The sequence below is a fragment of the Hymenobacter sp. GOD-10R genome (genome assembly GCF_035609205.1).
Taxonomy (GTDB): Bacteria; Bacteroidota; Bacteroidia; order Cytophagales; family Hymenobacteraceae; genus Hymenobacter.
Genome location: NZ_CP141184.1, coordinates 878,128 through 899,756 on the forward strand (window position 1 = coordinate 878,128; position 21,629 = coordinate 899,756).

Annotated in this window: 12 protein-coding genes; 6 read left to right on the forward strand and 6 right to left on the reverse strand. The window is 54.8% G+C overall.

Going from position 1 to position 21,629, the window contains the following annotated elements; all coding sequences use genetic code 11:
- Window positions 1–27 precede the first annotated feature (27 nt).
- Entirely contained in the window at window positions 28–1,272 is a 1,245-nt protein-coding gene (locus tag SD425_RS03600; protein WP_324675505.1) for a glycoside hydrolase family 26 protein, read from the forward strand.
- On the opposite strand, the gene SD425_RS03605 is transcribed toward SD425_RS03600, so the two are convergent.
- Both SD425_RS03605 and SD425_RS03610 read right to left on the reverse strand, forming a co-directional pair.
- Window positions 1,205–1,813: a DUF421 domain-containing protein gene (locus SD425_RS03605; RefSeq protein ID WP_324675507.1), complete on the reverse strand. Its 609-nt coding sequence runs from the start codon at window positions 1,811–1,813 to the stop codon at window positions 1,205–1,207. The genes SD425_RS03600 and SD425_RS03605 overlap by 68 nt on opposite strands.
- A gap of 28 nt (window positions 1,814–1,841) precedes the next feature.
- Window positions 1,842–2,378, reverse strand: a complete 537-nt coding sequence (locus tag SD425_RS03610) for an inorganic diphosphatase (RefSeq protein ID WP_324675509.1) — start codon at window positions 2,376–2,378, stop codon at window positions 1,842–1,844.
- Between the two features lie 224 nt (window positions 2,379–2,602).
- Here SD425_RS03610 and SD425_RS03615 point away from each other — a divergent pair, with 224 nt between their 5' ends.
- The 5 genes from SD425_RS03615 to SD425_RS03635 all read left to right on the forward strand — a co-directional run bounded on the left by SD425_RS03615 (window position 2,603) and on the right by SD425_RS03635 (window position 7,888).
- On the forward strand, window positions 2,603–3,688 hold the full coding sequence (locus tag SD425_RS03615; RefSeq protein ID WP_324675511.1) for a PAS domain-containing sensor histidine kinase: 1,086 nt from the start codon (window positions 2,603–2,605) through the stop codon (window positions 3,686–3,688).
- Between the two features lie 227 nt (window positions 3,689–3,915).
- A complete protein-coding gene (locus SD425_RS03620) occupies window positions 3,916–5,352 on the forward strand; it encodes a PAS domain-containing protein (RefSeq protein ID WP_324675513.1) in 1,437 nt (478 codons plus the stop codon).
- Window positions 5,353–5,359: 7 nt separating this feature from the next.
- A complete protein-coding gene (locus SD425_RS03625) occupies window positions 5,360–5,764 on the forward strand; it encodes a response regulator (RefSeq protein ID WP_324675515.1) in 405 nt (134 codons plus the stop codon).
- A gap of 180 nt (window positions 5,765–5,944) precedes the next feature.
- Complete coding sequence (locus SD425_RS03630) at window positions 5,945–6,700, forward strand: AraC family transcriptional regulator (RefSeq protein ID WP_324675517.1); 756 nt, start codon at window positions 5,945–5,947, stop codon at window positions 6,698–6,700.
- Window positions 6,701–6,733: 33 nt separating this feature from the next.
- Window positions 6,734–7,888 carry an NAD(P)/FAD-dependent oxidoreductase gene (locus tag SD425_RS03635; protein WP_324675519.1) on the forward strand — a complete coding sequence of 385 codons (1,155 nt, stop codon included), beginning with the start codon at window positions 6,734–6,736 and terminating at the stop codon, window positions 7,886–7,888.
- Window positions 7,889–7,906: 18 nt separating this feature from the next.
- On the opposite strand, the gene SD425_RS03640 is transcribed toward SD425_RS03635, so the two are convergent.
- From SD425_RS03640 to SD425_RS03655, 4 genes are all read right to left on the reverse strand, one after another.
- On the reverse strand, window positions 7,907–8,245 hold the full coding sequence (locus SD425_RS03640) for a DUF202 domain-containing protein (protein ID WP_324675521.1): 339 nt from the start codon (window positions 8,243–8,245) through the stop codon (window positions 7,907–7,909).
- A 102-nt stretch (window positions 8,246–8,347) separates the two neighbouring features.
- A complete protein-coding gene (locus SD425_RS03645; protein ID WP_324675523.1) occupies window positions 8,348–10,000 on the reverse strand; it encodes an FAD-dependent oxidoreductase in 1,653 nt (550 codons plus the stop codon).
- A gap of 51 nt (window positions 10,001–10,051) precedes the next feature.
- Complete coding sequence (locus SD425_RS03650; protein WP_324675525.1) at window positions 10,052–11,446, reverse strand: sensor histidine kinase; 1,395 nt, start codon at window positions 11,444–11,446, stop codon at window positions 10,052–10,054.
- A 216-nt stretch (window positions 11,447–11,662) separates the two neighbouring features.
- Window positions 11,663–21,223, reverse strand: coding sequence for a right-handed parallel beta-helix repeat-containing protein (locus SD425_RS03655; protein WP_324675527.1), 9,561 nt, complete (start codon window positions 21,221–21,223; stop codon window positions 11,663–11,665).
- Between the last annotated feature and the right edge of the window lie 406 nt (window positions 21,224–21,629).

Here is a 21,629-nt window from a genome sequence, read left to right on the forward strand (position 1 = left end):
TCAATCCCATCCGTTAGTATTTCAATCATGAAAGTTCTGGTCTACCGAACTTCCGCCGTGCTGTTGGTTATTATCGCCGGCGTGCTGCTTTCGTCGTTGCTGCTGTTTGCCGGCGAGCGAAGCAAAGGGCCATTAGAAGACTTGGCTACCACCGTGACGAGCGACGTAGCTAGGTTTGAAAAACAGCTAGTAGGCGGCGACCTGCGCAAGAGCCGCTCGGCCGCCCTAGGGTGGTTTGCCCGCTACCGCACCAACAAAGCGCTGCTCAACGCCCCCGATACGATCCTTACGGGTGCCTACGACAACAACACCGCCGAGTCATACGAGAGCATTGTGGCGTTGGAAGAATCGCTGCAAGTGAAGCTGCCCATCATTCAGCTGTACACAGCCTGGGGCAGCAAGAAAGATCAGGTATTTCCTATGCTGCGGGCACAAGCCATTCAAGACCTAGGCTCCCTCCCGATGATTACCTGGGAGCCTTGGCTGGATGACTTCGATCGAACTGTATTTCCAACTGCGCAGGCTGCGGAACGCGTAAATGAAGGCGGCCTGAAAGCCATTGCAGCGGGCCGCTACGATGCTTACGTGGACAAATGGGCCACGGCGGCCAAGCAATTTGGCGCGCCCTTTTACCTACGCTTCGGCCACGAGATGAACGATCCGTACCGCTACCCGTGGGGGCCGCAGAACAACGATCCGGCCGATTACATTGCTGCGTGGCGTCACGTAGTGAGCCGGTTCCGGCAGCTAGGTGCCACCAATGCTATTTGGCTTTGGTCGCCGCACCCAGCCTACACTAACTACCGGGAGTTCTACCCAGGTAATGAGTACGTAGACTGGATCGGGGTAACGACCCTGAACTACGGCACAGTGGCGCCGGCATGGAGTAAGTGGTACTCGTTTGATGAAATTTTCGGCAATAGCTACGCGGAGTTCTCGCAGTACGGCAAGCCAATTATCGTCACCGAGTTTGGCTCGTTGCGTGTGGGCGGCGACCGGGCGGCATGGTTCCAGCAAGCTCTCACCGATTTGCCGGTGAAGTACCCAGCCGTGAAAGCAGTGGTGTTTTACAACAACTCAAGCGACATGACCACCACTTACAAGTCGTTGGATTGGTCGTTTAATGCGGATAAAAAGGTGCTAACCGCTGCTACGCAGGCTATGAAAAGTTGGCGGGTGCACCGTTCGCCCATCAGTCGGCTGCTTAGTGGAAAGCCGCTGGTCGTGGCGCCTTCGGCTGCTCGCCCGGATCAACATCCTTTGGGTAAGTAGTATAGCCTTTGGGCGGCGACGTTGGCGGACCTACGGGGCTCTTCCGCAGGACAACAGTAATTTGACCATTGCGCTCCAGGCGCACCACGTCGGTTTCGGCCAGCGAGTCGATGTTGGCAGCATCCCGTAGTCCTTCGTGTAGGTCTTTTTCGGAGAGGTCAGTCTTGCGTAGTTGGTCATGAAAAAGCTGGCCGCCTTGTGCCAACACCCTAGGTTCGCCCTTGATGAGCCGACCAACAAAATCGCTGTGGTAGGCTGCAAGAGCTAGCACGCGGTGCAACACGACCAACACCGTGCTAGCTAGGAGAGTACCGAAAAACGGCGAGGCTGCCACGATGGCCCGGCTGAGTACGGCCCCCAGAATGATCTTTATGACAACGTCAAAGGGGGTGTTGCTTCCGAAGGCGCGCGTGCCCACCAGGCGCAACAGCCCCAGCGATACAAAGAAGATGATAAAGGCGCGCAAGCACATGGCCAGTACCGAAATAGTATGCGGGCCGGCGTGTAGCTCTAGCAAATTACTAAACCAAGCAACGCTCATAGGTTGTCAGGCGAAAGAGGGTGGGGTGTTATGCAGCGGCGAGCTTTTGCCCTTGCTCAACGAGCTTTGCTGCTTGTTTTGCGCCTGAGCGCCGAACGGGTTTGAATTCCCCGCCCTTCGCTTCGTTGTAGGAATGAAAGAAGTGCTCAATTTCGTGGAGCAGTTGCGGCGACAAGTCCTTGATGTCTTGAAGGTGCTGGTGCTGCCGCGACATGGCCGATACCGCCAGTAGCCGGTCGTTCTTCTCAACGCGGCCATCGTTCTCGATTTGCTCGGCCTCGATGGCTCCAATCAAGCGCACTTCCAACAAGCAGCCCGGAAAAGCAGGCGCATCCATCAGCACGAGCACATCGATGGGGTCGCCGTCTTCGCCGCGGGTGGAGGGAATAAAGCCGAAATCGTACGGAAAGCTGGAGCCTTCGGGCAGCACGCCTTTGAGTTGGATAAGCTCTAGGTCGGGTTCGTAGGCAAACTTGTTGCGGCTGCCTTTTGGGGTCTCAATAATAACGTTGAAGTTCTTGCTTTCTGCGTTTTGCGCAGGCAAGGTGTGCAAAGCGACTGCCATAGGAAAGGAGGTAACAATTCGGTAACATTACCTTGTACCGGTAGGCTGTGGTGCGGGTTGCAAGTGCCGAGCTAGGTACACAAACGCTAGGTAGCCGCGTGAGCGCAGGCATACCAAAGGAAAGAACAAAGCACACTTGCGTACCCCCGGCAGATCAGCGAAGAAGGCACAACCAAACTATAGGACGTCGTATAAGTCCTTATCTTTTTTTAATGTTGGGCATAATGCTAGAGCCTGCCACATTTTTTCTAGATCAAGCGGAAGCTAGTTCGCAGATACACTTCATTTATGACCTTGCGGCTCAGCGGGTCGTGTTCATCAACCGCGCTTATGAGCAGGTGTTACGCGGCACCTGCGCCCACGTCAACGATGAATTGCCAGCCCTGTTCGCCCGCCTGCACCCCGATGAACTGCCGCTGATGCAGCGCTACTGGCAGCTTTGGACGCAAGGTCGGCTACATGATGAGATAGATTTCCGCTTGCGCACACCCGGCGGTGCCGACCAGTGGCTGTGCTTGGCGCCGCACTGGTACCAAGATGCGGAGGGGCACGCGTGGCTAGGGGGCACGCTGCGCGACATTAGCGTGAGCAAAGACAACAAGACAACGAACGAGAAATTCAGCGCCAAGAAGAACACGGTACTGGAGATCCTCGCGCATGACCTATCCGGCGCCTTCAGCGTAATGCAGCGCCTAACGGAACATATTCAGGAGGAGGTAGTGCCAGAGGACAACCCACACGTGGCCCAGATGCTGGGAATGATGCAGAACACCAGCCAGAAAAGCGTTCAGATGATCAAAGACCTGCTGGATCAGGAATTTCTGGAGTCCTCTAACATCAGCCTGAACCTTGAGCGGGTTGATCTGCGCGACAAAGTAAGGCAATGTGTGGAGCCTCTACGCCAGGCACCGGGGAGTGAGGCCCGGCAGCTAGAATTGGTGCTGCCCGAGGAGCCCGTGTACGCGGAAGTAGATGTTAACAAGCTCCAGCAGGTTGTTAGCAACCTAGTTGGCAATGCCCTCAAGTTCACTCCCAATGAGCGCCGTATTCAGGTCAGCGTGGCGCCTTGCCCCGGCTGTGTCCACGTCGCCGTTGCCGATGAAGGGATTGGCATTCCTGCCGCGCTGTTGCCTGAACTATTCGAGCGCTTCACCAAGGCGCGTCGACCGGGCTTGCGTGGTGAGCCTACCACCGGCCTAGGTCTGTCGCTGTGCAAAACGATTGTGGAACTGCACCGTGGTACGCTGACGGTAACTAGCACGGAGGGTAGCGGCTCTACTTTTACTGTTGAGTTGCCCGTGACCAGTTAGACCGTTTTTTAGACCCTCAATTCTGCAACTTTATTTTTTATATCACTCGTAAAAAGGGAAGAAAGAACAAGATATTTCCAAAGCTCATTACCTTCTGTTTTAGTAGAAAGTGGTCGATTTTAGCTCCTCGCCTCCACCTCGTCATACAACACTCGGGCTATAAGGTGAAGGCTGCCGCTCTCAACTACTTGTGCAATGGGCCACTACTTCTAGCAGCATAACCCACCATGAGTGAAAGTGCAGAGTTGGTAAACAGTGAGGAGCGGTTTCGGTCCTTGTTTCAGAATAACTTGGATCTGATTCTATTTCAGGACCATGAAGGTGTCATTTGGGATGTGAACAGCTCTTTTTTGACTTTGTTGAATCGGACGAAAGACGAGGTGGTAGGGCGCACGCTGTCACCCTTCTTACCGCCCGAGCTTGTTCCGGTATTTAACGAAAAACTCCAACAAGCTTTTGCCGGCACGCGCGTGCAGTTCGACGTAGCCGTGCAGTTCAAGGGTGCCGAACCTAGGGTGCTCAATGTCTCTAAAGTGCCGCTGTGGGTAGATGGGAACGTGCGAGGCGTGCACATGGTGGCGCGCGATATCACCGAACTGACGGCCTCCCACCAACTCATTGAGCAGCAGGCCCGGAAGCTTAATACCATTTTTGAAAGCATCACCGATGCACTTTTTCTCATCGACTGGAATTGGTGCTTTACCTACCTCAACCACGAAGTAGAGCGACTGCTGCACGTAGAGCGGGCGAATGTGCTCGGAAAGAATATCTGGGAAGTGTTTTCGGAGGAGGTAAACGGCGCCTTTTACCAGCAATATCACCACGCTATAGCCACCGGCAAAGCGGTGCATTTTGAAGCCTACTACGCAAAGCAGCACTTGTGGCTGGAGGTTAAGGCTTTTCCTTCAGAGGCGGGCCTATCCGTGTACTTCTCCGACATCTCGCGCCGTATGGAAGCCCAGGCCAGCCAAGAACGGCTCACCCAAGACTTGTATCGGCACAACCAAGATTTGCAGCAGTTTACCTACTTAGTGTCCCACAACCTGCGGGCGCCCCTAACCAATGCCCTCGGCTTGGCCCGGCTGCTGCAAGAAGAAGTAGCGGCGCCATCGGAGACCCTAGCTTACTTGGAAGCTAGCTTAGAGCAACTGGATGTGGTGTTTCAAGACATGAATACCATTCTCTCGGTGCGGGACAGGCAAGACATGACAGCCCCCGAGTCGATGCTGCTCGCCGACGTATTGGGCCAAGTGTTGTTTAGTTTGCAGGAGGAGGTGCAGCGGGCGGGGGCCGTAATCAGGCTCGAACTACCCGGCGACTTGCGCGTGCACGGCAACCGCGCCTACTTGTACAGTATCTTCTATAATCTGCTTACCAACTCTCTTAAATACCGTTCGTCAGATCGGCCGCTTCGAATATCCATCACGGGTACCCGCCAACCACCCATAGGAGTGCACCTTTCCTTTGAAGATAATGGCTCAGGATTCGACCGCGAAAAGGCCGGCACAGATGTTTTTAAGTTATATAAGCGGTTCCACGAAACCACATCGGGCCGAGGGGTTGGATTATATTTAATTAAAACGCACCTCGAATCCATGGGCGGCCGGATAGAGGCCCAAAGCCAAGTGGGTGTTGGTACCCAATTTACTCTATTGATACCCTAACAAGCGCATGCATACCGTTCTGATTGACGACGATTTTATTAGCGTGTTTCTAACCGAGAAATTACTGAAGCGGGAGGGCATAGGCGACGCAGTACGCTCATTCCAGTCGCCGCAAGAGGCAGTAGGCTACCTGCAGCAAACCCTGCCTGCTGAAATTCCGGAGCTGATTCTGCTGGATCTGAATATGCCGTTGATGAACGGGTGGGACGTTTTAGAGGCCCTTAAGCCTTACGAGGAAGATCTTTTGCCGCGCTGCTTCATCTACATTCTCACGTCGTCCTTAGCCTTGGCTGATACGGCGCGGGCCAAGGAGTTCGCGCTGGTGACGGGTCTGATTCATAAACCTTTGGACAAAATGCACATTCAAGAAATCCACGCAAGGATAGTGGAGCGCCGGTCAAACTTAGCGTGATGTACACACCCAAATGCTTTTGCTTATGCGAATGCGCTAGGTTTCGTGCGTTGCTCTATCGGAATCATGGTAAAGGTGCCGTAAGACGGCTTACACAGTCCGGCTTATAAAATATCATACCTGGTAAGGCGTCTGCCGGGATATCCTGGGGGGATACTAGGCTGCTTACGCCAACGGCACATGGACAATGCTCTTGAATATCAAGCTGTAAAACCAACTACAGCCCTAGCTGCTGTGGTTGAGCGCTTTTGGATGCTAAAAACGGGTTCGGGCGCCGCTAAGCCTATTCGACTACTGCCAGATGGGTGGATCGATGTGGTGTTTTCGTACTCCAAAACGGATTCGTTTCACGTTATGCTGATGGGGCTAGGTAGCGTTGCTGACCAAGCCACGCTCGCGGCCGAAACGGTGATGTTTGCTGTGAGTCTGCGCTTGCCCGCTGCTGAGTACCTGTTGCAAACCCGCGTGGCCGATATTCTTAATGGCGTTCGGCCGTTGCCTGCTAGCTTTTGGAACATCACGGCGGCTGACCTAACCGATTTTGGGCAGTTCTGCGCCAAGCTGAATAACACCTTGCGCGCGCTGTTGCAGCCAATCCTCGATCCGCGCAAACGCCGGCTATTTGAGCTGCTCTATGCCTCTGCGGGTATCTTGCCCGTGCACGAGCTGGCGACGCAGTCGGGGTGGAGCAGTCGGCAGACCAACCGCTATTTTCAAGACTACTTCGGGTTGTCGCTTAAGACGTATTGCGCTATTCTGCGGTTTCGAGCGGCGTTTCCGCAGCTGAAAGCCGGCCGGTTGTTCCCCGATCAAAACTTTGCCGATCAAGCGCACTTTATTCGGGAAGTGCGCAAGTTCTCTGGGGTGCGTCCGAAAGAGCTAGCGCGCAACCAGGATGACCGATTTATTCAATTTTCTGCCTGGCCTGAAGAATAGCTTTGTCTCCGTAATCATTAAGTACGGATAACTATGCTTCTGACAAACAAGAAAATAGCCATCATTGGTGGCGGACCGGGTGGCCTCACGCTAGCTCGCCTACTCCAACAGCAAGGCGCCGATGTGACGGTATACGAGCGGGATGCTGACCGCACGGCCCGTCAGCAGGGCGCTACCCTCGACCTCCACGACGAATCGGGCCTGCGCGCCCTCACCGAAGCTGGCTTGCTCGATGCCTTTCAGGCGCATTATCGGCCGGGCGCCGACAAACTCCGCCTGCTCGACGGGCAGGCCACGATCCTCCACGACCAGCATCAAGAGCCCGATCCGCACACGTTTGGTCATGCGCATTTTCGCCCCGAAATCGACCGCGGGCCGTTGCGCGACTTGCTGATCGATTCGCTTACGCTCGGTACTATCGTCTGGAACAGCCAGTTACTAGACCTAGCTCCTACTACCAATGGCTGGCAACTGCACTTCGCCGGTGGCCTTACCGCTTCCGCCGATTTAGTAGTAGGGGCTGATGGAGCTAGCTCGAAAGTGCGGGCCCGCGTGACGTCGTGCAAGCCGTTTTTCACGGGCTACACGGTAGTAGAAGGCAATGTGTACGACGCGGCCCAGCACGCTCCTGCCCTGTGGGCGCTGGTGAAGGGTGGAAAAGTCTTTGCGCTCGACGGGGAGAAGTCGATCATTCTGAGCGCCAAAGGTGACGGTAGCCTAGCTTTCTACACCTGTCAACGCACGACCGAAAACTGGGTACACGAAAGCGGCATTGACTTTCATAATCTAGGGCAGGTGGCGGCCTGGTTTGCGCACGATTTTGCTAGCTGGAGCCTTGTGTGGCGCGAGCTATTCGCTACAGAGGCGGCGTATTTTGTGCCGCGCCCGCAGTACTGCATGCCCCTCGACCAGCAATGGTCAACCCAGCCCACGATTACCTTACTCGGCGATGCTGCCCATCTGATGCCGCCTTATGCCGGCGAGGGCGTGAACATAGCCATGCTCGATGCGCTAGAGCTAAGCCTCTGCCTGACGGATGGCCGTTTTGCAACCCTACAAGAGGCAATCAGCCAGTACGAAACCGAGATGCGCCGCCGCGGCTCCGACGTGGCGGCTATTTCTATCGAGTCAATGGAACAGTTGCATTCGCCCAACGCCGTCGCTTGGATGAGCCAAGTAATGGCGTAGCGGCTTGCTCTCACAAAGCTAGCTTTGGCCAGCAATAGCCGGCGCTACCTGCTGTTGTGGCATTGTGGGGTGTGGTCCTCTGACTACGGCCGCATGAATACGCTCGCGCTTGTGCTGAAACCGCATGTAGCCGCCCACGATCATACCAATGCCGAGCGGAATCAGACCCACGCCAATCCACACATAGATGTATTCGCGAAAGAAATTGATCAGTGAAAAACCTGCCACTACCAAGGCCACGCCCGTCCGCAGGTAAGCGAGCATGGTGCGTTCGTTGGCGAGGCGGGTGCGCTCCACGGCTAGCCGGTCGCTCAGGCTTAGCGGCAGTTCGGAGTAGGAGGGAGGAATGGCAGCCATGCCACAAGGCATACTGGCTTTCGCTGACCTAGGTTATAGTTGCGGCGCCAGCAAGAAACTAAATAGCCCAGGGTTTAGGCCCTGGGCTACGAAGCAGATCAGCTATTCATCTAAGTATTGATGGACGAATTTGATGGCCATTGAGCCTTCTCCCACCGCTGAAGCCACTCGGGCCATGGCGCCTGCCCGACCATCGCCGGAGGCAAATACGCCGGGCACGCAGGTTTCGAGCAGATACGGCTCCCGTGGGCGTTTCCAATGCGTGGGGTAGCGAGGGTCCATTACTAAGTCGCGGCCGGTAAGCAAGAAGCCTTTTTTGTCGAAGAGCACCGTACCGTCGAGCCATTCGGTACTCGGCTTGGCCCCGATGAAGACAAACAACGCCCGCGCTTTTCGTACCTCGCGCTGCCCTTTGATGCTAAGCACCAACTCCTCCAGGTGGTCTTGTCCGCATACTTCCTTCACTTCCGTGAAAGACATAATCTCAATGTTGGGGGTCTGGCTGATCTGCTCGATGAGGTACGCCGACATAGAGGCCGCCAGCGTTTCGCCCCGGATGACGATGTACACCTGCCGGGCGTAGGCAGCTAGGTACATGGCCGCTTGGCCCGCTGAGTTACCCCCGCCCACAATGTACACGTCGCCTTTGTCGCAAGAGCGGGCCTCGGTGCGGGCGGCGCCGTAGTACACGCCAGCGCCACTAAGCCGGTCGATGCCAGGAATGTCGAGGGTGCGGTAGCTGACACCGAGGGTGAGTACTACGGCTTTGGTACGCACCTCGCTGCCGTTGGCCAAGGTGAGGACTTTGTAAGCGCCATCCTGGATGCACAGATTGGTGACTTCCTGCGCCAGAAACTCCGTCCCGAGCCGCACGGCCTGCGACCAGGCGCGGTGCGTTAGCTCACTGCCGCTCACGCCGGTAGGAAAACCTAGGTAGTTCTCGATGCGGGAGCTGGTGCCTGCCTGGCCGCCGGGAAGGTTGCGCTCAATCAAAAGGGTTTTTAGCCCTTCGGAAGCGCCATACACCGCCGCAGCCAGCCCCGACGGACCAGCCCCTACCACCACTACGTCGTACAGGTCGGCTGAGGCATGTGAGGCTAGACCTAGCTTCGCCGCAATAGCGCCGCGTTCTGGGTGGGCCAGCGCTTCGCCGTCCTCACTAATGATTACTGGCAAATCGGTGGTCTCAAAACCCGTGCTGCTGAGTAAGGCCTTCGCATCAGGGTTCGTTTCCACATCTAGCCACTCGAAAGGCACCATGTAGCCGGCTAGAAAGTCCTTGACCTCGTGGGAGAGCGGCGACCATTGAAAACCAATGACGCGCACACCTTGAAACCTAGGGCGGTACGTGGCCTGCCAGGCATCTAGCAAGTCGTGGAGCGTAGGATACAAGAGCTGCTGGGGCGGGTCCCAGGGCTTAAGCAAGTAGTAGTCGAGCTGGGCTTGATTGATAGCCCGGATAGCGGCTTCCGTATCGGCATATGCCGTGAGCAACACGCGCTTGGCATTGGGGAAGAGCGTGCGCGTCTTTTCTAGCAGCTCAACGCCTTCCATGCCCGGCATGCGCTGGTCGGCCAAGACAAGCGCTAGCGGCTCGGCCCGAACGTTGAGCTCTTTGATGATTTCTAGGGCTTCAGCGCCAGAGCTAGCCCGGATAACGCGGTAGTCGCGGCGAAATTCGCTGCGGAGGTCCCGATCTATGGCGCTCAGCACCTGCGGGTCGTCGTCGACGGCTAGGAGAACGGGTTTTTTCATGGCGGAAAGAATAGGGCAGCGTTGTGGAAAGAAAGGTGTGCGAGTGCAAGTCTACGCTACAGGCAGCCAAGCACAAAACTCTGTGTGGCCCGGCGCCGATTGCACCTCCAGGCGTCCATTGTGGTTGCGGATGGTGCGCTGGGCAATGTCAAGACCTAGGCCTGTGCCGTCGCCGGCCTGCTTGGTGGTGAAGAATGGCTCGAAAATGCGGGATAAGATATTCGGCGGGATACCGGGGCCATTATCGATGATGAAAACGCGTACAAAGTCGCCCTCCCGACGCGTGCGCAACGTGATGGTGCCGCCGTTGGGTAAAGCATCGAGGGCATTGTCAATTAAGTTCGTCCAGACCTGATTCAGGCTGCTGACCTGTCCATAGATCGTCGGCAGATCGGGGGCATAGTCGCGTACGAGCTGAATATTCTTGTTGCGCAGCTGGTAGCTGAACATGTTCACGGTACTTTCCAACCCGCTCACGACATCTAGCGGCGCCATGTCGGAGCCCCGGTCCATGTGCGAATACGTCTTCACGTTGTTGACCAAAGTGCTGATGCGGGAGCTAGCTTCCTGCACGTCGCAAACCAAATGATAAGTGGTGAGCTGCCCTTCGAGCCAAGCCAATGCTGCTGGCAGCACCTCTTTGGGTAGATCGGCAGCTACGGGCTTGAGTTGGTCGAGCGTTATATCAGCATCAATCAGCCCGCCCGCCAACTGGTAGCCATCGGGCACGCCTTGCTCCTCCAGCCAATCGGCTAGCTCATCTTCCTGGTCAGCGCGCTGCAGCGCCGATAGCGGTGACTTCGCCTCTATACTACAAGCCGACTCTGCTAGGTTCATCAAGGCTTCCAGCGACTCGGGGGTGGGGCAGTGGCGTACCAGGCTGAGGAGCAGCGCCGGCTTCGTTGCGGCCCGGTCAGCTAGGGCTTCGGCGGAACGGGCAATGGCGGCGGCTGGGTTGTTCAGCTCATGCGCCAGACCCGCCGAAAGCTTGCCCAAAGCCCGGAGCTTTTCGTCGCTTTCTTGGCCGCGGGTTTCCTCGCGCACTCGGTCGCTCATGATGGCTACTAGGCGCTGCACCAGCTCTGGGCTCACTCGTTCGAGCTCCGGGAAAAAGCTGCGGTGGAGAGCAAACATGACCGTTTGGCCAACGGCGGCGCCGTAATTAGGCAAGGTTTGTAGGCGCGAATACGGTAGCACGCCGCTGACTTGTCCTGCCCCAATGCGGAAGCGTGGTTCCCGGTGTCCGTTTTGAGTACGGAAAAACTGAACGCCTCCCTGCAGGAAAGCAGTCATGTATTCGGCTGGGTCGCCGGGTTGCACAATGGGTTCGTCGGGCGCGTAGTCGCGGCGCTCCCCGTGGGCCAGTAACCAGTCTAGCGTTTCAGTGGGCAACCCCTGAAAGGTGGTTATGGTGAGCAGCTCTTCTCGGGTCAGATTGGCAGGCATAGGTGCGAAGGTAAGCTAGGTTCTTTATCAATATACACTGCTAGCGCCAGACCTAGGATGAAGGCCGGTTTTGCTTCTATGAGCAGGGTGCTTGTCAAAGTGACGAGCTAGGGCACCAGGGTTGCATGCTTTACAAAAGCGAAGTAAGTAGTTGTTTAAACCAAAAAAGCCTCTCCCAAGTGGGAGAGGCTTTTTTGAAGAGCTAATAAGCAATGCTTACTGCTTCAGCAGACGCTTATTGAGGTGTACCGAGTTGCCATCGATGACAACGATGTAAGTACCCGCAGGTAGATTCTGAACCTGAAGCGTGTGCGTGATGCCACCAGCTAGCTGCTGCGTGCTCAGTACTCGGCCAGCCGCATCCACCAGAGTCACCGAGTAGGTGCCGGCAGGTACCTGCGTCAGGTCGAGAGTGGTCTGGTCAACAGCCGGGTTCGGGTAGAGCTCCATGGCTACGGTCGTCACTGCCGAGAACTGCACCGTGCGCACAGGCGAGATAAACTCGGTGCTGTCGGTATCTACTTGGCGCAAGCGGTAGTAGAGCTTTTGCCCGAAGCGAGCCGCGGCTTTGTCAACGAAGCTGTAGTTATGTACGCTGCTGGTCGAGCCATTGCCGGCTACGGTGCCTACTGCCGTAAACTGCTGTCCGTCGAAGGAGCGTTCTACCACAAAGTGGTCGTTGTTCTTCTCCGAGGCCGTTGTCCAAGCTAGTACAGCATCAGTCACTTTCGCCGTAGCAGTGAAGGCCGTCAGCTCCACGGGCAGCGGTGCCGAACCGATCGTGAAGTTTTCAATGATGGTGTTTGTGCCACCATTCACGTCGGTCGTGGTAACGGTTACAGAGTAACTACCTGACTTCAGCTTCGTGCGGTCAGACACGTATAACTGGCCCGTCGTCGCATCCAAACTCACGCCGATAAGTGCTAGCTGTGCCGCGGTGAGCGACGAACCTGATGTCACTGTCGCGTTTGTTCCCGTAGTGGGTAAGCCGTTGCTAGCGCCAGCTAGCAGAACACCTGTTGTGGCATTGTACACCAGGGTCGAGCTACCAGAGGTAACGTAGCGTGCGCCGTTCAAATCGGTGATATACGTCAGCACGTCGTTGTTCTGGTACGGCGAAACGCCACCTTTGGTCGGCGTAACAGCGTACGTTGAATTCTGGTCAGTTCCTACCTGAATCGTGTACAGAGCCGTGTTCGACGTAGCCGCTACTGTAGCATTATCGGTAGCCACGTAGCTGAAGAAGGCATTGCCCACGAAACCAATAGCTGGTAAGTAACGCAGCTGGCTAACCTGAGCAGCCGTGAGATTGGTGCTCGTCGTAACAACAGTGGTGCCATCGGCCAAGTAGAGCGTGCCCGAAGTAGGCAGCGACGTAATCTTGTAGGTTAACGTGTTATTGTCAGCGTCGGTGCCTACTAGTGGCGAGATAAGCATGGCCTTAGTAGCCGTGTTACCCTCTGGCGATTGAAGGCTGTTGACAACGTTGTAGACTACTGGTGCCCGGTTGCTGATGGTCACAACGCTCGCGGAGTTGTTGCCCGTGTTCGTGTCAACGTCAGAGGTTACAGCACCTGCTACCGTCACTGTGGTAGGCGTGGAAGGCGTAATGAACGATAGGTAGTTCGTTACAGCGTTAGCCGATCCACCTGCCAGCGAAGCGATAGTGGGGAAGGTGATTGTCGTGATTCCGCTCGCTGTACTAACGGAGCTACCAGCCGGGTAAGTCAAGCCGGTTACTGTGCTGGGCACCATTACCGTTTGCACCACGCCGGTAGCGGGCGAAGCCGTGCTAACATTGGAAGTTGCTACAGCATAGGTCACTCTCGAGCCAGGTGTCGCCGTCGTCACGTTCGAGCCAGATGCTGCCGTCGTGGGGCCGCTGATGCTGGTCGTCGCATTTGCCTGCGAGGTTACGTTCACCGTAGCCAAAGCCGTGTTGTTGCTTAGCGCGCCGTCGGAAGTACCCGACGTAATGGCGGCTACTGCCTTGATCGAACCTGAGGCTGGGGCCGTGAAAGTCACCGTGTACGTACCTGTCACAGCGGCGCCACCAGCGATGGTAGCTACTGTTGGGTATGTCACGATGCCCGTGTTAGGATCGTAGTTGCCGTTGTTTGATGCTGTAACACCTGTTAGGCCAGGTACCAACACAATCTGCGGTACTACGTTGGTAGCGGTGCCCGTACCTAGGTTGCTGAAAGTAGCCGTCAGTGTAGTCGCGGTGCTAGCATTCACCGCCGTTGTGGCAGGTGTGAAGGTAGCTACTTGCAAATCAGCTGTCGTCGTGGTGGCCGTTACCGGAGTAGTCGCCACGCTGGCGTAGTTGTTATCCAGGTTCGTGTCGTAGCTGGTAGTGGTTACCTGCGCTACACCTGTTAGCTGTGCTACGTCGGGCATAGTTACCGCTACTTCGTTCGAGAGGCTAGCCCCGTTGGCTAGTGCTCCTACGATTGGGAACGTCACTAAGCCAGTGGTGTTGTCGTACGTGCCAGTGTTAGCACCACCAGGGAACGTAACGTTGGCAGCGCCTAAGCCGGCGGGCAGCTGTAGCGTGGGTGCTACACTCGTTGCCGTTGTCGCGCCCTTGTTCGTCGTGCCTACTACGTAGAGTACTTGGTTGCCTACCACTGCCGAGGCTGCAGCCGTTGCGCTAACAGTTACATCAGCAGAAGGAGTTATCGTGGTTAGTACCGTCGCCGTGTTATTGGCAATAGTAGTTTCATTGGTGCTAGTGCTAACCGATGCCACCGGGCTAAAGCTGCTCATGCTAGCGGGTGCCGTGAACGAAATAGTATTCGTTTGCGTGAAACCCATCGCTAGCGGATCGGCGAAGCTGATGGTCAGTACACCGGAAGTAGCATCATATTGGGTGCTGTTAGCCGCTACACCGTTGAGCTGTACGTTGGTCAAACCAGCAGGCAACTGTACTTTTTGTACAACACCATTAGCTGTGGCAACACCATTGTTCGCCGTTGTTACCGTGTAGCTCACCGTCTGGCCGGGTAGGGCCACTACTGGGCCAGCTAGGGTGGTAGCCACATCCGTTACAGGTGTCACTTCAACCTTTGCTTCAGCCACATTGTCGTTAGGAACCAAGTCAGCATTGGAGGTGCTCACTGTGGCCGTTGCTAGAACAAAGCCTTGCTGTGGTGCAGCAAATGTAACGGTGTACGTCTGAGAACTTCCTATTGCTAGGTTCGAGGTTAGCGCCGGGAAGGTTAGCAAGCCTGTAGCCGAATTATAGGAACCACCACCTAGGTTGCTGAAGGTTAGGCCAGCGGGTAAGGCTACCGTTTCCTGCACACCGGCCGCCGCACCTGGTCCAGCATTGCTAGCCGTAATGGTTAGGGTGATGTCAGCACCTGCTGCCACGTTAGTTGCAGAAGGCGTAATGGTCGTATACACGTTGGTCGCTGTACCAGTACCGGCTTTGCTCGTAACCGTGGGGCGCACAGCTGCGCCGTTTAGCTGCGCCGTATTATTGTTCGTGCCAACTGTCGGCGAGTTGATGTCGCCGGCATTGGTGTTGGTCAGGCCAGAGGTGACAACTGCTACGGGAGCTAGGAAGTCGTTGCTGGGTGCCACGAAGCTAATGGTATTCACCTGTGACTGACCCGCAGCTAGCGTGCTGATGGCTGGGAACGTTACTGTGGTTGTGTTGGCGCCCGAATTGAACGCCACTGTGCCGCCGTTGGAAGCATAGATGCCGGTTACGTTGCCAGGCAGCGTTACTGTCTGTACTACGTTGGTTGCCGGCGATACCGAGTTGACGTTAACCGATGTGGCCACGTTGCTCGTCACGATAGTGTAAGTAACCTCATTACCAGCCGTTACGTTACTCGGGCCGTTAATTGCTGTCGTTACATCGAAGCGAGGCGTGATAGTCGTCGGTACGGCAGCCATGTTGTCGGTGGTGGTCGTTTCTGTACCACCGTTGCCACTAATGTTAGCCGTCACAATCAATGGATCCGAAGCCGGAGCCGGGAAAACTACCGCCGTTGCGCTCGCACTGGTGCTAGCCGCTAGGTTACCAATGGTCAACGTCAGCAAGCCCGTGTTCTGGTTGTAGCTGCCGGTCGGGAAGGTAATGATGCTGTTGCTCAGGGTACCCGTGCTACCGCCTACTGTGAAGCCCGTAGTGGTGAGACCTGCTGGCAACTGCACAGTTTCTACGACGCCAGTGGCAGCTAATAAGCCAGGGTTGCTAGGGGTTACGTTGTACGTCACCGAAGCACCTGCATTAGCTGACGAGGGTCCCGAAATCGTAGTGGCTAGGTTGAAGGTGGTACCTTTTACCTCTACCGAGATGTAAGCCGTGTTTGATACCGTACCCGAAGTGTTTTTCACGGTATAAGGTATCGTAGCGATGCCTACGAAACCAGCAGCAGGTGTAAAGGTCACATTGCCGCTAGCATCTACCGTAAAGACGCCCTGTGAAGTAGGTACAGCCGTGCCAAGCGTCACGGTCGTTGGGTCAATAGTACCGCTCGGCGTGTCGTTTGCCGTTACGGCCGTGGTGCCCGCAAAGGTATAAGCCGTACCTGGCGTAGTCGTAGCAAAGTCGTTGTTGGCGACTGGTGCCTGCTGTACAGGAACGTTACCTGAGAATTCGGAAGTGCCGCGCTCCGTAGCCGAAGCAGAGGTGATCGTAGCCGTAGCCGTCAGCTTTACACCGCTGGTTGCCAGCGCTGCTTGTTGAGCCGAAGTCAAAGAAGAAAGCGGAATCGAGAAGGAGAAGCGATTTTGACCCGTCTCCGTGCCCTGGTAGAAGCCGTTGATAGTGGCATTGCTCTGACCATAGCTGCCGGTGGTGGCATCTAGGTCTGTAGCCGAGCCTTCGGTGCGCGAGAACAAGTAAGCTGCGCCCTGCCCGAAATTAGCGCCGATGGCATTGAGTGCAGGCGCGTTTGAGGTAGCAACAAAGAACTCCAACAATGCACCGGTCTTGGCGAAGCCTGTCAGCAACAGGTTACCATTACGAATAGTAGCCGCCGTGATAACGGGGTAGTTCAACAGGCCATTAGCACCCGTATCCGTATCGCCGTTGTCGTTGTACGACACGAAAGGTGAGGAGCCACCGGGCAGCGTGTTATTAGTCGTCTCCAGATCAATGCCGATGTTACCGGTGGTCACGTTGCCGTTGGAAGCTACGCTGCCGTTACCGCTGATCGAATTCATCGACAGCACGTTGTTGTTCGTGTTAGTCGCAGTGCTCGTCGTGTTAGTACCATTTGTGACGGCAATACCAGCGCCAATGTTGTTGGTGATGATGTTTTGGCTAACCCTGTTGCTGCTGCCGAATAACCGAACACCAGCGTTTTCACCGTTAGCGCGGCCATTGTTCGTGATAGTGTTCCCTGTGATGGTATTGCTGCCCGCCGAACCGTACATATCTACACCTGCTCCGAAGTTGTCGAGGATATAGTTACCGGTTATTATCGTTGCTGAGCTATTCTCAATATCAATGCCGTCGAGGTTGTCGGCGCCAATGCTGTTGTTGCGAATTTCGTTGTTACGAATCACAACGCCCGTTGAGCCGTTTTCCACGCCAATACCTTTGCCTTGTGCGTACCCAATCAGGTTGTTTTGGATAATACTAGCCGTGGCGCCGGTAGTAGTGCCGTTGCCTTTACCGCTGATGATGCGCAGGTTGTCGCCCGTACCCGAGGATGTTGTGCTATAAGCTAGGCTGCTGGTCGTAGCAGCAATGCCTAAGAAGTCATTTTCGATCAGGAAGCCGGTGATGTTACCAACCCGCACGTTTGCATTGTTGTCATCGTTGGTTGCCGTGCCAAAGCCTAGTACCGATAAGCCGCGCAGTGTCGTGCCAGCCGCTTGTACATCGAGGCCGATATTGACGGTTGTAGATGTTGTGCTTTGAATCTGAACTTCCGGCTTGTTCACGGCCGTCAGAGCTAGTTCGTCACCTGTGTTCGCAATGCCATCGGGTCCTACTCCTACAGTGCCTGCTGTACCTAGCGTGCCCGTGTTCGTGTCGCCAATGTTTGAGGTCTGCGTTGAGCCGTCAAGCGTTGTATTGGCATCCGTGAGAGCCGGAAGCGTGGTAGCAACTGTAATCAGGGCTACGCCGTTGGTCAAGCCTGAAGGCAGACCAGCACGCAAACCTGCCGGAACATTGGTAGTAGCGCCATTCGGAATCATGAAGATAGAAACCTCCTTGCCCGCGGTCTGCCCAACTTGAGCTAGGTTCGCGTTAGTAAGCGCATTAGCGTTGGTGATGAACTGCCGCAGTGAGCCTTGACCCGAATCGTTGGTGTTAGTCACCACATCGAAGTTAAAGCCGAAATCCGGACCAGTAGTGTTACTGGCTAAACCAATTGTAATAGTGGCTTGGCTTTCCGCAATTGTAGTAGCCGTGTTCAAATCAGCTAAGATGGTACCGGTAGCGCCGTTAGCAGCATCTACTTTTGCTGGAGCTTCGCCACCTACGCGGCTGCTAGTACCGTTGTAGGTCTGTACGGGAAGCAAGCCAGCGACGTAACCTGCACGGCTGCTAGTGACCGTATTATTAACAACACGGACGGTGTAGGTACCCGCTGCTGCGTTGAAGGAGTACTGGCCGGTAGCGTCGGTGGTGGTAGCCGCTACGAACGTGCCAGTGTTATCGTATAGTTCTACACGAGCATTAGGGCGTGTGGCCGTGCCAGCTGTAGCACGCGAACGGCCTGCGCCGCCACCGTAGTTCACATCTTCAAACACATAACCTGTTAGGGCCACGTTCTGCGCCGTTACATTGCCGGAGAACTCCGAAGTAGAGTTGCCGAGGGTCGCTGTGCTGGTAAGTACCGAGCCAGTGGTAATGGAGGCGAAGTTGCCGGTCAGCGGAATAGAGAAGGCAAAACGGTTGGTGTTGTCTGCTCCTTGTGTTAAGCCGTTGATAGTACCCGAGTATGAGCCTGTACCTCCGTTCAAATCGTCTGCAGATCCTTCGGTGAAGCTACCTAGGTAGGTTTGACCTTGACCAAATCCGGCGTTAGCTGCCACGCTGTTGGCAGTGCCTGCGGCTGCAAAAAACTCGATAAGAGCGCCAGGGCGCGCGTAACCTTGCACAACTAGAGTATTGCCCTGCACAGTAGCGGAGGTGATAACCGGAAAGTTGAGCAGACCATTGCCGCCCGTGTCACCATCCCCGTCATCGTTGATGGTGACGTTGGTTGTCGCCCCCGTATTACCATTGTAGAAGGTAGGTGCGTTGTTCTCGGCCGTGCTCAGCAAGTCGATGCCTAAACGAGTGTTGCCGAAAATGGAGTTCTGTGAAATACGAACAGTATTAGCCGAACCGGCTACCAGTATGCCCGAGCCGTTGTTGCCTGAGAGTATGTTGTTTGAGATAACTGTCAGGTTAGTAGCGCCGAAAATACGCAAGCCCGAACCTTCTTCGCCGGTGTTGTTCGTCACCGCTACTCCGTTGTTGGAGATGGTGTTACCTGTGATGGTGTTACCACCAATGGCGTTAAAGTAAGAATCGATGCCGTGACCATTGGTACCCGTGATTAGGTTACCCGACACCGTATTGCCTGTGCTAGCGCCTTGTAGCTCTAAGCCGTCGAAAACGAGTCCTTCCGGAGCCGGCTTGCTCTCTTGGGCGTTGCCACGGATTTCGTTGCCTGCGATGGTGTTGTTATTGGAGCCGTTGTTGAAGCCTTGTACCCAAACGCCCATACCGCCATTGTAGCCGATGAGGTTGTTGCGGACAGTTCCGTTGTCAGCATCGTTCAGTAAAATACCTTCGTTAACAGTCCGTGCTCCCACTCCGGGGTCGGTGAAGCTTGTGGCCGACGTACCTAGCACGTTCTGCTCGACCAAAAAGTTAGTGATGTCAGCGTTGACAGTGATGTTGTGGTCAAACCGGTAGAGACTCAGGCCACGGATAGTGGTACTAGCGCCTGCTACTACTAGGCCATCGAAGCCGCGCGTGCCTACCAGCTGTACTTCAGGGCCGTTTACTTTGTTGAGGACCGTGTTATTCGTGCCTACCGTGCCACCTGTACCAAGTACGGCCGTGTTGTTATCACCGATGTTGGCTGTTTGCGTAGTCGCATCAAGGTTGGTGTTCGGGCCCGTGATGTTAGTTAGCACTGCGGTAGGCGAAATCACGGCTACCCCGTTGGTCAGCTGCGAAGCGGGGCCATTGTTTGTCGAAGCCAGTAAACCAGCTACTGCCTGGCCCGAGGGAATCATGAAGATGCTCGTTTCTTTACTAGCGGGCAAAGCCGTTGTTGTTCCGGCATTGATGTACGATCCGCTTTGCGCCAAAGCCGCTTCATTACCTAGAGCATTCGCGTTCAGAATAAACTGTCGGAGTGAGCCCTGGCCGGCGTTGTTGGTATTAACCACCAAGTCGAAGTTAAAGCCGAAGTCGGGACCGACAGTTGCTGCACCACTGCTGATTATTGTGGCAATAGACTCAGGTAGGATAGTACCTGAACTCAATGCGGCTAGCGTCTGACTGCCTGAGTTGGCAGCAGCGTCAGTGTACGAAGGATTCTCACCACCAACGCGGGTGGTAGTACCATTGTACGTCTGTACGGGAATAAGGGCCGCCGTGGAACCTGTACGTGAGGAAGACACTGTGCTATTAACGACGCGAATAGTATAGGTGCCATTAAGTACGTTGAACGTGTACTTCCCAGCAGCATCGGTTGTTGTCGTCGTGACTAGTGCTCCGGAGCTGTTGTACAGCTCAACTGTGGCATTCGGGCGAGCCACTGCACCACTGGCCGTGCTAGGCCGGCCAGCACCACCTCCGTAGTTTACATCCTCGAACACTACACCACTGATCGTAGAAGCTACAGGAATCGTGTACGTAGCAGCTGTTTGAGCCGTACGCCCAGTATTGTCCGTGACTGTATACGTGAAGGATGCACTGCCCGTATAACCAGCGACTGGCGTAAAAGTCAGAAGGTTGAGTTGGCTCGAAAGAATAGCTTGCCCAGCTACTACTGCTGTGTTATTAAAACGCAATACGCCAGCCGTTGCAGCTGGTAGCGTCAAGATGTTATAATAAGCTAGGGTACCATCTGCGTCAGTGCCTGATAAGTTAGGCGATAGTACCGCCGATGCAGATGAAATAGCTACTGTTGCGTTGGTAAGGTTGCTAGCTACCGGAGCATTGTTAGCTGAAGCAGGACCAGCACACAATGCAGAAGCAGGAATTACCTGGCGAGCAATACCAGCTGCAGTGCTAGCATATTCTAATTTTATAACGTTTTCGCCACCTTCTTCTGCATACAGAATCAGCACATCGTGAAAACCAGCAGTTAAGGTAACTGTGAATGACTTCTCACTTGCAGCATGGGGTCCGCCGTTGCTGATGGAAGCATTCGCAGCGTTAGGAGTCGTCGCTAAAGCGGGATTGTCAATCCACATGTACGACGCGTCATCTGAGGTCAGATAGAATGTATAGCTACCCGCTACCGGAATATTGATGCTTCCCCGATAGCGTGCACTGAAGTTATCGGGGTTAGCTGTCGTACCCGACGAAAATGCAGTAGCAGGAATCGAAAAAGTGGCAGTTGTGAAGTTTACCGTTTGGTCGATACGACGTTGCTGAGCTGTACGCTGAAAAAACGTAATAGCGTTTGCGTTGAAGCCTGCTTCTTGATAGAAAGTCGTGCGATAATACTCTGCCGTTAAGCCGTTGGAAGAAGTACTGTTGTCCAGAAAAGACGGCTGACACTGTGCCCACGCCACGGTCCTGCCCAAGGCGGTCCAGGCCAAGAGCAGAACAACAAAACGTAAAGTTGTTCTCATGCTATAGTTAAGGGGAGATAATGTGTGACGAATGAAGTTTAGCAGTATGTCATTTTGGGAAAAACACAGAATCAATTATGATGCGAACCTGGTCTGTGGTTGAGCTAAGAATAAAACAATTCGACGAATGCCAGTGCGCGCCCGACAAATGCAGATCATTTAGTTGATGAATGACTAGATTAGCAGAATAATTTATATGATTCGATATTAAGCCTAGGAGTTACGTTTTAAGTTACTGACGAGGTTTTAATCTGGGAAAAAATATTATCAGAACGTAGGCGTATTGTTTATGTGCTGTACGTGTATTTGTAATTATTTTTATAATAAATTTATTCAACGCTCTAATTTAATATTTGTACTATAAAAATAAATCTTTTAACAAAAGCCTTGTAAAGCAAAAGAGCCC

What these genes read in the sequence shown, in the direction of transcription:
- SD425_RS03620 (WP_324675513.1), top strand. Translation starts at nt 3,916, where the DNA reads ATGAGTGAAAGTGCAGAGTTGGTAAACAGTGAGGAGCGGTTTCGGTCC.
- SD425_RS03605 (WP_324675507.1), bottom strand. Translation starts at nt 1,813, where the DNA reads ATGAGCGTTGCTTGGTTTAGTAATTTGCTAGAGCTACACGCCGGCCCG.
- SD425_RS03645 (WP_324675523.1), bottom strand. Translation starts at nt 10,000, where the DNA reads ATGAAAAAACCCGTTCTCCTAGCCGTCGACGACGACCCGCAGGTGCTG.
- SD425_RS03610 (WP_324675509.1), bottom strand. Translation starts at nt 2,378, where the DNA reads ATGGCAGTCGCTTTGCACACCTTGCCTGCGCAAAACGCAGAAAGCAAG.
- SD425_RS03625 (WP_324675515.1), top strand. Translation starts at nt 5,360, where the DNA reads ATGCATACCGTTCTGATTGACGACGATTTTATTAGCGTGTTTCTAACC.
- SD425_RS03600 (WP_324675505.1), top strand. Translation starts at nt 28, where the DNA reads ATGAAAGTTCTGGTCTACCGAACTTCCGCCGTGCTGTTGGTTATTATC.
- SD425_RS03655 (WP_324675527.1), bottom strand. Translation starts at nt 21,223, where the DNA reads ATGAGAACAACTTTACGTTTTGTTGTTCTGCTCTTGGCCTGGACCGCC.
- SD425_RS03630 (WP_324675517.1), top strand. Translation starts at nt 5,945, where the DNA reads ATGGACAATGCTCTTGAATATCAAGCTGTAAAACCAACTACAGCCCTA.
- SD425_RS03615 (WP_324675511.1), top strand. Translation starts at nt 2,603, where the DNA reads ATGCTAGAGCCTGCCACATTTTTTCTAGATCAAGCGGAAGCTAGTTCG.
- SD425_RS03635 (WP_324675519.1), top strand. Translation starts at nt 6,734, where the DNA reads ATGCTTCTGACAAACAAGAAAATAGCCATCATTGGTGGCGGACCGGGT.
- SD425_RS03650 (WP_324675525.1), bottom strand. Translation starts at nt 11,446, where the DNA reads ATGCCTGCCAATCTGACCCGAGAAGAGCTGCTCACCATAACCACCTTT.
- SD425_RS03640 (WP_324675521.1), bottom strand. Translation starts at nt 8,245, where the DNA reads ATGGCTGCCATTCCTCCCTCCTACTCCGAACTGCCGCTAAGCCTGAGC.